At 67.9% G+C, this 15,370-nt stretch carries 12 protein-coding genes; 10 read left to right on the top strand and 2 right to left on the bottom strand.

The genetic code is table 11. The features are described 5' to 3' along the window. Positions 1–2: 2 nt before the first annotated feature. On the bottom strand, positions 3–1,607 hold the full coding sequence (locus H7K45_RS18775) for an N-acetylmuramoyl-L-alanine amidase (RefSeq protein WP_263997397.1): 1,605 nt from the start codon (positions 1,605–1,607) through the stop codon (positions 3–5). 138 nt (positions 1,608–1,745) lie between these two features. Further along, on the bottom strand, positions 1,746–2,630 hold the full coding sequence (locus H7K45_RS18770) for a hypothetical protein (protein WP_263997396.1): 885 nt from the start codon (positions 2,628–2,630) through the stop codon (positions 1,746–1,748). 224 nt (positions 2,631–2,854) lie between these two features. On the opposite strand from H7K45_RS18770, the gene glf reads away from it, so the two are divergent. From glf to fadD32, 10 genes are all read left to right on the top strand, one after another. After that, positions 2,855–4,090 carry a UDP-galactopyranose mutase gene (gene glf / locus H7K45_RS18765; protein ID WP_263997395.1) on the top strand — a complete coding sequence of 412 codons (1,236 nt, stop codon included), beginning with the start codon at positions 2,855–2,857 and terminating at the stop codon, positions 4,088–4,090. Between the two features lie 2 nt (positions 4,091–4,092). Continuing rightward, on the top strand, positions 4,093–6,045 hold the full coding sequence (locus tag H7K45_RS18760; protein ID WP_263997393.1) for a glycosyltransferase: 1,953 nt from the start codon (positions 4,093–4,095) through the stop codon (positions 6,043–6,045). Next, on the top strand, positions 6,042–6,566 hold the full coding sequence (locus H7K45_RS18755) for a phosphatase PAP2 family protein (protein WP_263997391.1): 525 nt from the start codon (positions 6,042–6,044) through the stop codon (positions 6,564–6,566). The genes H7K45_RS18760 and H7K45_RS18755 overlap by 4 nt, the downstream gene beginning before the upstream one ends. Continuing rightward, on the top strand, positions 6,563–7,480 hold the full coding sequence (locus H7K45_RS18750; RefSeq protein ID WP_263997390.1) for a decaprenyl-phosphate phosphoribosyltransferase: 918 nt from the start codon (positions 6,563–6,565) through the stop codon (positions 7,478–7,480). The genes H7K45_RS18755 and H7K45_RS18750 overlap by 4 nt, the downstream gene beginning before the upstream one ends. 16 nt (positions 7,481–7,496) lie before the next feature. Further along, complete coding sequence (gene aftB / locus H7K45_RS18745) at positions 7,497–9,488, top strand: terminal beta-(1->2)-arabinofuranosyltransferase (protein ID WP_263997563.1); 1,992 nt, start codon at positions 7,497–7,499, stop codon at positions 9,486–9,488. Positions 9,489–9,695: 207 nt separating this feature from the next. After that, positions 9,696–10,691 (top strand): esterase family protein, encoded by a 996-nt coding sequence (locus H7K45_RS18740; RefSeq protein ID WP_276070211.1) that lies wholly within the window; start codon positions 9,696–9,698, stop codon positions 10,689–10,691. A gap of 130 nt (positions 10,692–10,821) precedes the next feature. Beyond that, positions 10,822–11,712: an esterase family protein gene (locus tag H7K45_RS18735; RefSeq protein WP_372512578.1), complete on the top strand. Its 891-nt coding sequence runs from the start codon at positions 10,822–10,824 to the stop codon at positions 11,710–11,712. 140 nt (positions 11,713–11,852) lie between these two features. Next, positions 11,853–12,239, top strand: coding sequence for a DUF732 domain-containing protein (locus H7K45_RS18730; protein WP_263997389.1), 387 nt, complete (start codon positions 11,853–11,855; stop codon positions 12,237–12,239). A 20-nt stretch (positions 12,240–12,259) separates the two neighbouring features. Further along, complete coding sequence (culp6, locus tag H7K45_RS18725; protein ID WP_263997388.1) at positions 12,260–13,276, top strand: carboxylesterase Culp6; 1,017 nt, start codon at positions 12,260–12,262, stop codon at positions 13,274–13,276. 193 nt (positions 13,277–13,469) lie between these two features. Beyond that, entirely contained in the window at positions 13,470–15,359 is a 1,890-nt protein-coding gene (gene fadD32 / locus H7K45_RS18720) for a long-chain-fatty-acid--AMP ligase FadD32 (protein ID WP_263997387.1), read from the top strand. The last annotated feature ends 11 nt before the right edge of the window (positions 15,360–15,370 follow it).

Below are 15,370 nucleotides of genomic sequence, written 5' to 3'. Positions count from 1 at the left end.
GCTCAGGCCTTGTTGCCGATGGGCGTGAAGCGCTCCAGCTGGACCGGTGCGTCGCCTTGGTGCAGGGGGATCTCGAGCTCCACCCCGTCGATGACGCGGGTGACGGTGCCGTGCTCGCGGTCGAAGTTCAGCGTCCCGTGCTGGAAGTTCTGCACGATCCACTGCGGTTCCTGGATCTCGCCGCTGGTCGGCAGTCCGAGGGCGCCGCGTTCGAAGCCCAGCAGTCCCCACGCCTCGTAGATCGCGCCGGTGACGGGTTCGGCGCCGCTGTCGGGCGACCAGTACAGCGCGCCCTTGTCGAAGGTGACGTAGCGCGAGGCGCCGTCGCCGGGGGTCTCGGGCGTCTGCGGTGCGCCGAGCGGGCTCGCGTCCCCGCCCATCTGGGCCCATTTGCCGTAGATGGCGCCGCCGCGCAGGGTGTCGGCGAGATCGCGGGGCCCGATCGGGGTGTTGAAGTGAGCGGCCGTGTCCCGGAGCAGGGGCATCGCGGCGTAGGCGGCGTTGCCGGGGCAGTCGGTGTTGCCGACGTCGCGGTGGGTGAAGATCGTCGGCAGCGTGACCGGGGTGCCGCCGGGGAACTTGGTGAACGAGCCGCCCGCCGAGGTCAGGGTGACCGAACCGAGTGGGTCGACGTGGTCGAGGCCCAACCGCCAGCCGAGCAGCCGTCCGGTGGTGCGCAGCTGAATGGGTGTCGGGGGTATGAGGTCGAAGTTGCCGAGCATGGCGACGCCCCAGGTGTCGGCGTTGAACCCGCCGGTGTGGGCGCCCTCGACGGGTCGGTCCATGCCACCTGCGCGGCCCTCGAACACCTGGCCGTATTTGTCGACCAGTGCGTTGTAGGCGATGTCGCACCAGCCGAGCGTGCGGGTGTGGTATTCGAAGATGGAGCGGACGATGCCGGCGGAGTCCTCGGGGGCGTAGTCGTTGCTGCCTGCGGTGTGGTGGACGATGCCAGCGCGAACCCCGTTGTCGTACACGGGTTTTCCGCAGAGCTCCGATTCGTTGGCGCCCCACTGGGCGCGCCCGATGATCGCCGGGGGCACCCCGGGCGGAGTCGCGGCCTCCGGGGGAATCGAGGAGATGTCGACCGGCGCTTGCGGAGGACTGATCAATACGGCCTTGAGGTCTTGGCCCAGGGGACGTTCGGCGTTGGCGGGGACGTACCCCAGGTCGGGCTTGGGGGCCCGAAGGCCCGGGCCTTCGGGTACGGAGCGGTCCACCTTGATCTGGACGTCGGTGGTGTGGCCGACGAAGACGGGGTCGGTGCCCTTCACGCCGCCGCCGTCGGGGCCGACGCCCTCGAGGTTCTCGGCGTCGTACCACGGACCCCAGGATCCGTCGGCCTTCTTGGCGCGCACGCTGGCCGAGGTTCCGCTGAGATCGTCGGCGGTCAGCGCCACCATGGCGAAGGGAGTGTCCTGGTGCAGTTCGCGAATGGTCTCCCCGCCGCCGACGCCGGTCAGGGGCCGTTCGACGATGAGGGGCGCGGTGGCGACCGGATGGTCGGCGTCGTCACCGGGCAGGCCGTAGACGGCCAACGGCATCATCACCGCGGTCGCTGCGACCGCCGAGAAGAGCAGCGACGGGAGCTGGCGACGGCACGACACGGGGCCGATGTTACGTATGTGTCAGGTGTTACCAGTGTTTCGACACGGCGTGGCGAATGACCGTCTCGCGCGCAACGGCACCGCAGAGCCGCGCCGGGAGGTCCCGATGGCTTCTGCGGTGCCGTTTCGTCGCAGGACTTAGGAGGCGGCGGGGATGGCCGCCGGTGCTGCCGCGGCCGCGGCGGGAGCCGCTGCCGCACCCTTCTGAATGGCGCCGGTGATCATGGGCATCACCATGCCCTTGAGCAGGTCGATCGCCTGGCCCGCGCCGAGGGACTGCGCGGCGCTGTTCAGGTCGCCGAGCAGGCCGCCGCCACCCGAGCTGGCCGCGGGCGCGCCGAGGCCGAGTCCCGGATCGCCGCCGAGGATCGGGTAGGTGCCTGCCGTCGGGTCGAGTCCGATCGGAGCGGCGATCGGCACCTCGCCGGCACCCGGGACGCCGAGGCCGAGGCCGGTGTTGGCGGCCGGTGTGGTCAAACCGGGCACCGCGGCGGTAGGGCTGGTCAGCGCGGGGTTCGTGAGTCCGGCGTCGGCGAGGCCCGGGGTGGTCAGGCCGGGGGTCGTCAGGCCGGGCGTCGTCAGGCCGGGTGTGGCCAGACCCGGAGTGGTCAGGCCGGGGGTGGTGAGACCGGGCGTCGTGAGACCCGGGGTGGTGAGACCGGGCGTCGTCAGGCCGGGCGCGGTCAAGCCGGGGGTCGTCAGGCCGGGTGCGGTCAGGCCGGGCGCGGTTAGGCCGGGGCTGGTCAGTGCCGGAGTGGTCAGGGTCGTCGCCGACGGGGCGCCACCCAGGACTCCGCTCGGGAGGTTGACGCCGAACTGCGAGAGGCCCTGCGAGAGGGCGCCGAGGAGTTCACTCGGCAGGTCGGTCACCAGTGCGGCCTGGACGAACTCGCGGTGCTGCGGCGCGGCCTGAGTGGTGGCCGACATGTCGGACAATGCGACAGCGGCAACTGGACTTGCGACGGCCAGGGCGGCGACTGCGCTCATGGCTGTCGAGAGCTTGCGTCGACGACGGTTAGGCACGGAAGTCTCCTCGTGTTTTCTCGGACCGTGGCTTCTTTGGACCGTGTAAATGGACTGCGGACGTTCTGATGCAACGCGTTCGATGGTACGGCTGTGACTGGTGATGCCAGAGTGGCTCCGGATGTTGATGCGCAATCGTGAGCGAATTGCGACCTGCCGTGGGCGGGCGACCGGCCGAGCGCGCATTCGGGTCGCGACCCCCTAGTCGGATACCCTTGCTGCCGATGACAGCTCCTACCTCCCGGGTCGCTGCGCAACAGCCCACCGGCAGCTTTGACCTCATAGTCGTCGGCTCCGGATTCTTCGGCCTGACGATCGCCGAACGCGTGGCCACCCAACTCGACAAGCGCGTCCTCGTGCTCGACCGTCGCTCCCACATCGGCGGCAACGCCTACTCCGAGCGCGAGCCGCAGACCGGCATCGAGATCCACAAGTACGGCGCGCACCTCTTCCACACCTCCAATCAGCGGGTATGGGATTACGTCCGGCAGTTCACCGAGTTCACCGGGTATCAGCACCGCGTCTTCGCCATGCACGCCGGGCAGGCCTACCAATTCCCGATGGGGCTCGGTCTGGTCTCGCAGTTCTTCGGTCGGTACTTCACTCCCGACGAAGCTCGTGCCCTGATCGCCGAGCAGGCCGCCGAGTTCGACTCCAAGGACGCCCAGAACTTCGAGGAGAAGGCGATCAGCCTGATCGGACGCCCGCTCTACGAGGCGTTCATGAAGCACTACACGGCCAAGCAGTGGGAGACCGATCCGACGAACCTGCCTGCCAGCAACATCACCCGGCTGCCGGTTCGCTACACCTTCGACAACCGCTACTTCAACGACACCTACGAAGGCCTTCCGGTCGACGGTTACACCGCATGGCTGCAGAACATGGCTGCCGACGAGCGGATCGAGGTGCGGCTCGACACCGACTGGTTCGACGTCCGCGACGAGCTGCGGGCCGCCAACCCCGAGGCCCCGGTCGTCTACACCGGCCCGCTGGACCACTACTTCGACTACTCCGCGGGCCGGCTCGGCTGGCGGACCCTGGACTTCGAGACCGAAGTCCTCGACACCGGGGACTTTCAGGGCACCCCCGTCATGAACTACAACGACGCCGACGTGCCGTACACCCGGATCCACGAGTTCCGTCACTTCCACCCGGAGCGGACCCATCCGGCCGACAAGACCGTGATCATGCGTGAGTACGGTCGGTTCGCCAAGGACGACGACGAGCCCTACTACCCGATCAACACTCCCGAGGACCGTGCGATGGTCACGGCGTATCGCGAGCTGGCCCGCGCCGAGACGGCGTCGGGCAAGGTCCTGTTCGGCGGCCGCCTTGGCACCTATCAGTACCTCGACATGCACATGGCGATCGCCAGTGCGCTGAACATGTTCGACAACACGCTGGCGCCGCACCTGCGCGACGGCAGTCCGCTGTCGACCTCAGAAGACGAAAGCAGTTGAGCATGAGTGACACTCCGTCGGGCGCGCTCGACGCCGGACAGTCCAAGGCGGTCAGCCTGCTGTCCCGCATCATCTTGCCCCGACCCGGCGAGCCGCTGGACGTGCGCAAGCTCTACATCGAGGAATCCGAGACCAACGCGCGTCGCGCCCACCCGCCGACCCGCACCACCCTGGAGATCGGCACCGAGTCCGAGGTGTCGTTCGCGACCTACTTCAACGCCTTCCCGGCCAGCTACTGGCGGCGGTGGTCCATCCTCGAATCGGTGGTGCTGCGGGTCGAGTTGACGGGCAGCGCCCGCATCGACGTGTACCGCTCCAAGGCCACCGGCTCCCGCATCACCGTGGGCGGCACCGAGGCCGTCAGCTCCGGACCGGACAATCCCTCGGTCACCGAATTCGAGGTCGGCCTCGACCCGTTCGAGGACGGCGGCTGGATCTGGTTCGACATCACCACCGACAGCAAGGTGACGGTGCACAGCGCCGGTTGGTACGCCCCGATCCCGGCCCCGGGTCGCGCCGACGTCGCCATCGGCATCCCGACCTTCAACCGGCCGTCGGACGCGGTCAGCGCCCTCGCCGCCCTGACGTCGGACCCATTGGTCGACGAGGTCATCTCCGCGGTGATCGTCACCGACCAGGGCACCAGCAAGGCCAAGGACAACCCCGGCTTCGCCGAAGCGGCTGCGGCCCTTGGCAACCGGTTGACGATCCACGACCAGCCCAACCTGGGCGGTTCCGGCGGGTACAGCCGGGTGATGTACGAAGCGCTCAAGAACACGTCCTGCGAACAGATCCTGTTCATGGACGACGACATCCGCATCGAGCCGGACTCCATCCTGCGGGCGCTCGCGTTCAACCGCTTCGCCAAGGTGCCGACGTTGGTCGGCGGGCAGATGCTCAACCTGCAGGAGCCCTCGCACCTGCACGTCATGGGTGAGATGGTCGGGCAGGCCGACTTCATGTGGACCAACGCGGTCAACACCGAATACGACCACAACTTCGCGAAGTATCCGCTTGCCGCCGAAGAGGAATACCGCAGCAAGCTCTTGCACCGCCGCGTCGACGTCGACTTCAACGGCTGGTGGATGTGCATGATCCCGCGGCCGGTCGCCGAGGAGCTCGGTCAGCCACTTCCCCTGTTCATCAAGTGGGACGACTGCGAATACGGCTTGCGCGCAGGCGAACACGGCTACCCGACGGTGACGCTGCCGGGCGCGGCCATCTGGCACATGGCCTGGAGCGACAAGGACGACGCCATCGACTGGCAGGCCTACTTCCACCTGCGCAACCGATTGGTGGTGGCCGCCCTGCACTGGGACGGCAACATCACCGGCCTGGTGGCCAGCCATCTCAAGGCGACGCTGAAACACCTTCTGTGCCTGGAATATTCGACGGTGGCGATTCAGAACAAGGCGATGGACGACTTCCTCGCCGGCCCCGACCACATCTTCTCCATCCTCGAGTCGGCGCTACCCGAGGTGCGCAAGATGCGCTCGGACTTCCCCGACGCCGTGGTGCTTCCGAGCGCGACGTCGCTGCCAACGCCGTCGGACAAGCGGTGGCGCAAGAAAGTTCAGATCCCGGTCAGCCCCGTCTCCATCGCCGTGCGCCTGTCGCGGGGCGTCCTGCACCAACTGAAGGCCCATGACCCGCAACATCACGTGCGGCCGCAGATCAACGTCGCCACGCAGGACGCACGATGGTTCTCGCTGTCGCGGGTCGACGGCGTCACCGTCACCACCGCCGACGGCCGCGGCGTCGTGTACCGCCAGCGCGACCGTGCCAAGATGTTCGACCTGCTCCGCGAATCGCTGAAGCGACAGGCGTTGCTGCTGCGCAAGTTCAACCGGATGCGCAAGGTGTACCGCGGCGCGCTGCCCACGCTGACCAGCACGCAGAAGTGGGAGACCGTCCTGTTGCCCGCTGCGAAGGCTCCGGCGGAAGTGTCCCGGTGACCGACACCCTGCGGGGCGAGGACGCCGCGCTGGTGGCCGTGCAGTCGACGCTGGCCGGACGTCCCGGCGTCCTGCCCGGGGCGCGCGCCTTGTCGCACTTCGGCGAGCACAGCGCAGGCTGGATCGCCGTGTCGATCCTCGGCGCGCTGCTGCAGCCGAAACGTCGCCAGGTCTGGCTGACCGCCGGTGCCGGCGCGTTCCTGGCGCACGCCGCCGCCGTCGTCATCAAGCGCGTGGTGAAGCGTCAGCGGCCGCATCACCCGTCCATCGCGGTCAACGTGGCGACTCCGAGCCGGCTGAGCTTCCCGTCGGCCCACGCGACCTCGACCACCGCGGCGGCGATTCTGCTGGGGCGCGCCTCGGGGCTTCCGTTGCCGTGGCTGCTGGTGCCGCCGATGGCGTTGTCGCGCTTGGTGCTCGGAGTGCACTATCCGACCGACGTGCTCACGGGAGTGGCCGTCGGCGCGGTCGTGGCCAAGACGGTCGAGGCGGTCCCGGACCGGAAGGAGACAGGCGCATGAGTGAGGAAGCCCCGCCGGTGGCGGGTCCACCCAAGAACCTCGCCATCGGTCTGGTCAAGGCGCTGCGGCCTCGCCAGTGGGTGAAGAACCTCCTGGTGCTCGCGGCACCGCTGTTCGCCTTCGGCGGAGACGTGAAGTACGACTACCGCGAGGTGCTGACCGACGTCGGAATCGCGTTCGTGTGCTTCAGTTTGGCGGCGTCCTCGATCTACCTGGTCAACGACGCCCGCGACGTCGAGGCCGACCGCGCGCACCCCACCAAGCGATTCCGGCCCATCGCCGCCGGCGTCGTGCCGCAGCGGCTCGCGTACGTGCTCGCCGTGGTGCTTGCCGTCGTCGCGCTGACCGTCTCGTGGCTCGTCACCCCCAACCTGACGATCGTCATCGCGGTCTATCTCACCATCCAGCTGGCCTACTGCTTCGGCCTCAAACATCAAGCAGTCCTCGACATTTGCATCGTGTCGTCGGCCTACTTGATCAGGGCGATCGCCGGTGGCGCCGCCGCAGGCATCCCGCTGTCGCAGTGGTTCCTGCTCGTCATGGCGTTCGGCTCGCTGTTCATGGTGGCCGGGAAGCGGTACGCCGAACTGCAGCTCGCCGAGCGCACCGGCGCCAAGATCCGCAAGTCGCTCGAGAGCTACACGGCCTCGTACCTGCGCTTCGTCTGGACGTTGTCGGCGACTGCGGTGGTGGTGTGTTACGGCTTGTGGGCGTTCGAGCGTGACCGCATCACTGACGGCTCGTGGTTCGCCATCTCGATGATTCCGTTCACCATCGCGATCCTGCGGTACGCGGTGGACGTCGACGGGGGAATGGCCGGCGAACCCGAGGACATTGCGCTACGCGACCACGTCTTGCAATTTCTCGCCATCGCCTTGATCGGATCCCTTGGTGCCGCAGCGTTCTTCAGCTGACGCTGCGGGCCAGGGCATGGCGGCCCGGCTGGCGCGCTGGCCGGCCTTCCGCTTCACCCCAACCGTCCGCATCAGCCTGTGGTTCAGCGTGGTGGTCGTCGGGGCGCTGTTCGGGTGGGGCGCCTGGCAGCGCCGGTGGATCGCCGACGACGGCCTGATCGTCCTGCGCACCGTTCGGAACCTGTTGGCGGGCAACGGCCCCGTCTTCAACCAAGGGGAACGGGTCGAGGCCAACACGTCCACGGTGTGGACCTATCTGGTCACGTTCTGGGCCTGGATCGGTGGCCCACTCCAACTCGAATACGTGGTCTTGACCCTGGCCCTGACGTTGAGCGTGGCCGGCATCGTGCTGGTGATGCTGGGCACCGGGCGGCTGTACGCACCGGGGCTGCGTGGCAGGCAGGCGTTGTTGCTTCCGGCCGGGGCCCTGGTGTACGTCGCGATCCCGCCTGCGCGCGACTTCGCCACCTCGGGGCTCGAGAACGGTTTGATACTTGCCTATCTGGGCCTGCTGTGGTGGATGCTGGTCTGCTGGTCGCAGGCCCCGCGGGTCAATCCGCCCCCGCCGAACGAGACCGGCGGCAACGCGACGGGTCGATTCTTCGAAGGCTCGCTGGCCTTCCTCGCGGGGCTCAGCGTCCTGGTCCGACCCGAGCTCGCGCTCGTCGGTGGGGTGGCGTTGGTGATGATGCTCGCCGCGGCGCACGGTTGGCGCCGACGGCTGCTCATCGTCGTCGCGGGAGGTCTGCTGCCCGTGCTGTACCAGATCTTCCGGATGGGTTACTACGGACTGTTGGTCCCCGGCACCGCGGTGGCCAAGGACGCGTCGGGATCCAAGTGGTCCCAAGGCTTCGTGTATCTCACCAACTTCAACCACCCGTACCTGCTGTGGATACCGCTGGTGCTGCTCGGGGGTCTCGGCCTGCTGTTGCTCGGCGTGCGAAGCCTGTTGTGGCGCAAGCGCGGTCACGCCACCCGTACCCGTGGCCGGTGGACCAGCCTGGTGCAGAGCCCGACGGCGGTGGTCGTCTTCATGGTGTGCAGCGGCCTCGTCCAGGCGGTCTACTGGGTGCGTCAAGGCGGCGATTTCATGCACGGACGCGTGCTGCTCACGCCGCTGTTCTGCCTCCTCGCACCAATTTCGGTGATCCCCATCGTGCTGCCGGCCGGCATGCGGTCCGTGCGCGGTCCGGGCTACCTGCTCGCCGGTGCCTCGGCGGTGTTCTGGCTGGCGATCGTGGGTTGGTCGCTCTGGGCGGCGAATTCACCGGGTCTGGGCAGGGACGCGACCCGGGTGACGGCGTCGGGGATCGTCGACGAGCGCCGCTTCTACGCGCAGGCCACCGGCCATGCGCACCCTCTGACCGCGGCCGACTACCTGGACTATCCCCGCATGCGGGCCGTCGTCGCCGCCATCGACAACACCCCCGACGGTGCGCTTCTGCTGCCGTCGGGCAACTACGACCAGTGGGACGTCGTGCCCGCGCTCCCGCCACCGCTGCCGCCGCCACCGGTCGGCGCCGCACCCGTGATCGCCGATCACCGCACCGGTCCCCACACCGTGTTCTTCACCAACCTCGGCATGCTCGGCATGAACGTCGGCCTCGACGTCCGGGTGATCGACCAGATTGGTCTGGCCAACCCGTTGGCCGCGCACACCGCCCGGCTCGACGACGCACGAATCGGCCACGACAAGAACCTGTTTCCCGATTGGGCGGTCGCCGAGGGTCCCTTCCTTCCGATGCGGCCCTTCATTCCGCCCTATCTCGACGAGGACTGGATCGCCCAGGCGAAGGCCGCGTTGACGTGCCCGGACACCGACGCGATGCTCACCTCGATCCGCGGTCCACTGGGCGCCAAGCGCTTCCTGTCGAACGTGCTGCATGCCGCGGCCTTCACCAAGTACCGAATCGACCGGGTTCCCCGCTACGAGCTGGCCAGATGTGGCCTTCCGGTGCCACCGCCGAAGGTGCCGCCCTACACCGGAATGCCTGCGACGGGGCCCTGATCGAGCCGGTCGTGTAACGCCCGGACCGCCCGTCGCGATACACCGCCCGTGTGATCTGGGACTCGACGAGGTGTTCCCAAGCGAGCGAAACCATTTGACCAGCGCCGACGCGGGCGAGAGAGAGTTTTCGCTCTCGTGTGTGGTTGACTACAGCGGCACGCAGCGGGTCTGTCGTGCGGCATTCAAACGAAAAGGATTCATACAAGCATGAGTTTCGTACGGAAGATGGCGCGCCGCGCTGCGGTTGCCGCCCTGGCGGCGGGAACGCTGTCGGGCCTGGTTGGCGTCGTCGGAGGCTCGGCGACGGCGGGAGCGTTTTCGAGGCCGGGTCTGCCGGTCGAGTACCTGATGGTTCCGTCGGCCAGCATGGGCCGCGACATCAAGGTGCAGTTCCAGAGCGGTGGCCCCAACTCTCCGTCGATGTACCTGCTCGACGGTCTGCGCGCGCAGGACGACTTCAACGGCTGGGACATCAACACCCAGGCCTTCGAGTGGTACAACGGCTCGGGCCTGTCGGTCGTCATGCCCGTCGGTGGTCAGTCCAGCTTCTACACGAACTGGTACAAGCCGGCGTGCGGCAAGAAGTCCGGCACCTGCCTGACGTACAACTGGGAGACCTTCCTGACCAACGAGCTGCCCAACTACCTGGCGGCCAACAACGGCGTCGACGCGACCCGCACCGCGGCGATCGGTCTGTCGATGGCCGGTTCGGCATCGCTGACCCTGGCGATCCACCACCCGCAGCAGTTCCAGTACGCCGGTGCTCTCTCGGGCTTCCTGAACCCGTCCGAGGGCTGGTGGCCGGGTCTGATCAACACTGCCATGGGTGACGCGGGCGGCTACAAGGCCGACGACATGTGGGGTCCTGCCGAGACCGATCCGGCGTGGAAGTACAACGACCCGATGGTCCCGGCCAACATGGCCACGCTCGTCGCCAACAAGACTCGCGTGTGGATCTACTGCGGCAACGGCACCCCCAGCGGCCTTGGCGGCAACAACCTGCCCGCCAAGTTCCTCGAGGGCCTGACCCTGCGCACCAACAAGCAGTTCCAGACCGACTATCTGGCTGCCGGCGGATCGAACGCGGTGTTCAACTTCCCGGAGAGCGGCACGCACGACTGGCCGTACTGGGGCCAGCAGCTGCAGGCCATGAAGCCGGACGTTCAGCGTGTGCTGGGCGCCGTTCCGACGGCTGCCTCCTAAGGCGCTAGCAAAACAGTTCGAATTGGCGGCGGCGATCCCCTGGGGGTCGCCGCCGTCGCTTCGTTTACGGCCCGGGCCGTCGTGACGATGTGATTCACTACAACCGAATCGACAGATTGGTGAGATGGGTATGAGGCTGCTCCTGGGGCTCTTCAGGACGATGTGTGCGCTGACTCTGGCCCTGGGGCTCTGGCTCGCGAGCCCCCACACCGCCAAGGCCGAGGGCGTCGAATATCTGATGGTCCCGTCGGCGTCGATGGGCCGTGACATTCCGGTCGCCTTCCAGGCCGGTGGTCCGCATGCGGTGTTCCTCTTGGACGCCTTCAACGCCGCCCCTGACACCAGCAACTGGGTGACGGCCGGCAACGCGATGAGCACGCTGGCCGGCAAGGGCATCTCGGTCGCCGCCCCCGCCGGTGGCGCCTGGAGCATGTACACCAACTGGGAGGCCGACGGCAGCAGGCAGTGGGACACCTTCCTGTCCCAGGAGCTGCCGGACTGGCTTGCGGCGAACAAGGGCCTGGCTCCCAACGGACACGGCGTCGTCGGCGCCGCCCAGGGCGGGTACGCCGCGATGGCGCTGGCCGCGTTCCACCCGGACCGGTTCCGCTACGCGGGGTCGCTGTCGGGCTTCCTGACACCGTCGCAGACGGCCTACAACGGTGCCATCACCGCCGGGATGGCCAGCTTCGGTGGCGTCAACACCCAGGCCATGTGGGGCGCCGCCCAGCTGGGTCGGTGGAAGTGGCACGACCCCGACGTACACGTGAACCTGTTGAACGCCAACAACACTCGGCTATGGGTCTACAGTCCGGCGGCGCTCGACTGCACCGATCCCGCGGCCATGATCGGCGTCTGCGACCAGACCGCAGGCAGCAACCGCACGTTCTATCAGCACTACCGCAGCGTCGGTGGACACAACGGGCACTTCGACTTCCCCGACTCGGGTCAGCACGACTGGGGCAGCTGGGCGCCGCAGCTCGCGGCGATGTCGGGAGATCTGTCCGCCGCGATCCGGTAGGCGCCGCCGCCGACAGATCTGGCAAACGGTTCCCCGAGGTCACCTCGGTGAGCCGGTACGTTGGAGGCGTGTATCTGGTCGGACCTCTAACGGCAAGCGCGGCCGTAGCGTGCGCCGCCCTCGTGGTCAGCGGGTGCGGCATGGGTGAGGACGTCATGGCAACCATCGGGATGCCGTCGGAGACGACCACCGACGGCAGCGGCGCGCAACCGTTCGCCCAGGCCCCCGTCGTCGCACCGGGGGAGAGCCCCGAGCTCGTCGTCACGCCGGCCCAGCGCGCATTCCTCGACGCGGTGGACGACGCGGGGCTGACCCCGTCGAGTGACCTCTCGGCGCTGAACATCGGGTCGTGCGTGTGCCAGGCGAAGGCCGCCAAACAGAACGACCAGGAAGTCTGGGACTTCATCCTGCCGATGGTGCGCGGCGACGCCCGTGATTCGTTCGCCGAACCGGTGACGCCACCGGCCGGCCAGGTCAACGCCGAGACGTCGGACTACATTCGCATCGCCACCGAAACACTCTGCTAAGTAGGAGACCTCCCCACGTCATGGCTACCAATCGCCAACGAAAGCGTCATCGCCTCCTCGCCCTGGTGGCAGCCGGGTCGGTGGCGGTGCTGGTCGGCCTCCTCGTCGTCGGATTGTGGATCCTCATGCGGGCACCCGAGTCGCCGCCCAGCGCGACTCCGCCGACGGCGCAGCCGTCCACCAGCGGCATTCCGACGACGCCGGGTTCCAAGCCGCGCCCGGAGTTTCAGGACGCCAGTTGCGCCGACGTGATGGTGCTGTCCATTCCGGGCACCTGGGAGTCCTCACCGCAACTGGATCCCGTCAACCCGACGCAATTCCCGATCGCGCTGCTGCTCAACGTCACCAACCCGCTGCGGCAAGCGTACGGCGAGGACCGGGTGGCCGAGTACACCGTTCCGTACACCGCGCAGTTCCACAATCCGTTCGCCGCCGACAAGCAGATGTCCTACAACGACAGCCGCGCCGAGGGCACCAAGGCCGCGATCAAGGCGCTCACCGACATGAACAACCGCTGTCCCCTGACGAGCTACGTCATCGTCGGGTTCTCCCAGGGCGCCGTCATTGCCGGCGACATCGCCAGCGACATCGGCAACGGTCGCGGCCCCGTCGACGCGGACCTGGTGCAGGGCGTCACGTTGATCGCCGACGGACGTCGCCAGCCAGGCGTCGGGCAGGACATCGGTCCGAACCCGCCCGGGCAGGGTGCCGAGATCACCTTGCAGGAGGTCCCTGCGTTGTCCGCGCTCGGCCTGACGATGACGGGTCCTCGGCCAGGTGGGTTCGGCTCGCTGAACGACCGGACCAATCAGATCTGCGCCACCGGCGACCTGATCTGCTCGGCGCCCGAGGGAGCGTTCTCGATCGTCAACCTGCCCAAGACGTTGGAGGTGCTCAGCGGGGGAGCCGGGCAACCGGTGCACGCCATGTACAACACCCCGGACTTCTGGGTGCTCGACGGGCAAACCGCGACCCAGTGGACGCAGTCATGGGCGCGCGGCGTGATCGACAACGCACCGCACCCGAAGCACGGCTGATTCGGGGCCGGTGATTTGGCTACGGCCAAAAGCTCACCTAACATTAAGAGAAAAGTAAGAGCGGTCGCCAGTGAAATCCGGCGGGCCGTCTACAGAGTGGGTCCCAAGGCTCAGGCCTACCCACGGATATGATCTTGGGGTTTGGCCTCGGCCGGTTCGGCACGGTAGAGGCAAGCGTCGACGGAGGAGTGACATGGGATTCCACAACCCGTTCTTGAAGGACGGCCTCATCAGGTTTCCCGACAACGGCAACCTGGTGCGGCACGTCGAGAAGTGGGCCAAGGTTCGCGGCGACAACCTCGCCTACCAGTTCGTGGACTTCTCCACCGAACGCGACGGCGTGTACCGCAACCTGGGCTGGCGCGACTTCAGTGCACGCAACAAGGCGGTGGGTGCCCGGCTGCAGCAGGTCACCCAACCCGGTGACCGCGTCGCCATCCTGTGCCCACAGAACCTCGAGTACCTCATCGGGTTCTTCGGCGTGCTCTACGCCGGCCGCATCGCCGTGCCGCTGTTCGACCCGTCGGAGCCCGGCCACGTCGGCCGCCTGCACGCCGTCCTCGACGACTGCCAGCCCACCGCCATTTTGACCACCACCGAATCGGCCGAGGGCGTCCGCAAGTTCTTCCGCACCCGGCCCGCCAAGGAACGGCCCCGCGTCATCGCGGTCGACGCCGTGCCCGACGAGGTCGGCGCCACCTGGGTGGCCGAGGACATCACCCACGACACGATCGCCTACCTGCAGTACACCTCCGGTTCGACCCGCATCCCGACCGGCGTGCAGATCACCCACCTGAACCTGGCCACCAACATCGTCCAGGTCATCGAGGGCATCGGCGGCGACGAGGGCGACCGCGGTGTGACCTGGTTGCCGTTCTTCCACGACATGGGTCTGGTCACCGCGATGATCCCGCCCGTCGTCGGCCACTACATCACCTTCATGACCCCCGCCGCCTTCGTTCGCAGGCCCGGCCGCTGGATCCGCGAGATGGCCCGCAAGGACGACGACACCGGCGGCGTCATCTCCGTTGCGCCGAACTTCGCCTTCGACCACGCCGCCGCGCGTGGCGTGCCGAAGGAGGGCGAGCCGCCGATGGACCTGTCCAACGTCAAGGCGGTCCTCAACGGCAGCGAGCCGATCTCGGCCGCCACCGTCGCCCGGTTCAACGCCGCGTTCAACCCCTTCGGATTCAACCCCAAGGCCATCAAGCCGTCCTACGGTCTTGCCGAGGCCACGCTATTCGTCTCCACCACCCCGACCGACGAACCGCCGAAGGTCGTCTACGTCGACCGCGAGGAACTCAACGCCTACCGCTTCGTCGAGGTCCCCGAGGACGCGCCGTCCGCGGTGGCCCAGGCGTCTGCCGGCAAGGTCGGTGTGGCCGAGTGGGCCACCATCGTCGACGCCGAGACCGCCACCGAACTGCCCGACGGTCAGATCGGCGAGGTGTGGATCAGCGGCCAGAACATGGGCACGGGGTACTGGAACAAGCCAGAAGAGACCATCGCGACGTTCCACAACCTCCTCAAGTCCCGGACCAACCCGTCGCACGCCGACGGCGCCGCCGACGACGCGACCTGGGTACGCACCGGTGACTTCGGGGCGTTCCACGAGGGCGACCTCTACATCACCGGCCGCGTCAAGGACCTGGTGATCGTCGACGGCCGCAACCACTACCCGCAGGACCTCGAGTACTCGGCGCAGGAAGCCAGCAAGGCCCTGCGCACCGGGTTCGTCGCGGCGTTCTCGGTGCCGGCCAACCAGCTTCCCGACGTCGTGTTCGAGAACGCGCACGCCGGACTCAAGCGCGATCCCGCCGACACCTCCGAGCAGCTCGTGATCGTCGCCGAGCGCGCTCCGGGTGCCCACAAGATGGACCTCGAGCCGGTGGCCGACGAGATCCGCGCCGCCATCGCCGTCCGGCACGGCGTCACGGTGCGCGACGTGCTGCTGACCCCGGCCGGCGCCATCCCCCGCACCTCGAGTGGCAAGATCGGGCGACGCGCCTGCCGGGCGGGCTACCTCGACGGCAGCCTGCGCAGCGGAAAGATCGCCAACGACTTCCCCGACCAGACGGACTAACGCGCACCGTC

Origin of the sequence: Mycobacterium yunnanensis (assembly GCF_025823185.1) — a bacterium.
Classification (GTDB): domain Bacteria; phylum Actinomycetota; class Actinomycetes; order Mycobacteriales; family Mycobacteriaceae; genus Mycobacterium; species Mycobacterium yunnanensis.
The sequence above is the reverse complement of the archived record's forward strand: the minus strand, read 5'-3'. Positions and strand labels throughout refer to the sequence as shown.

What these genes read in the sequence shown, in the direction of transcription:
- H7K45_RS18760 (WP_263997393.1), top strand. Translation starts at nt 4,093, where the DNA reads ATGAGTGACACTCCGTCGGGCGCGCTCGACGCCGGACAGTCCAAGGCG.
- aftB (WP_263997563.1), top strand. Translation starts at nt 7,497, where the DNA reads ATGGCGGCCCGGCTGGCGCGCTGGCCGGCCTTCCGCTTCACCCCAACC.
- culp6 (WP_263997388.1), top strand. Translation starts at nt 12,260, where the DNA reads ATGGCTACCAATCGCCAACGAAAGCGTCATCGCCTCCTCGCCCTGGTG.
- H7K45_RS18750 (WP_263997390.1), top strand. Translation starts at nt 6,563, where the DNA reads ATGAGTGAGGAAGCCCCGCCGGTGGCGGGTCCACCCAAGAACCTCGCC.
- glf (WP_263997395.1), top strand. Translation starts at nt 2,855, where the DNA reads ATGACAGCTCCTACCTCCCGGGTCGCTGCGCAACAGCCCACCGGCAGC.
- H7K45_RS18740 (WP_276070211.1), top strand. Translation starts at nt 9,696, where the DNA reads ATGAGTTTCGTACGGAAGATGGCGCGCCGCGCTGCGGTTGCCGCCCTG.
- fadD32 (WP_263997387.1), top strand. Translation starts at nt 13,470, where the DNA reads ATGGGATTCCACAACCCGTTCTTGAAGGACGGCCTCATCAGGTTTCCC.
- H7K45_RS18735 (WP_372512578.1), top strand. Translation starts at nt 10,822, where the DNA reads ATGAGGCTGCTCCTGGGGCTCTTCAGGACGATGTGTGCGCTGACTCTG.
- H7K45_RS18730 (WP_263997389.1), top strand. Translation starts at nt 11,853, where the DNA reads ATGGGTGAGGACGTCATGGCAACCATCGGGATGCCGTCGGAGACGACC.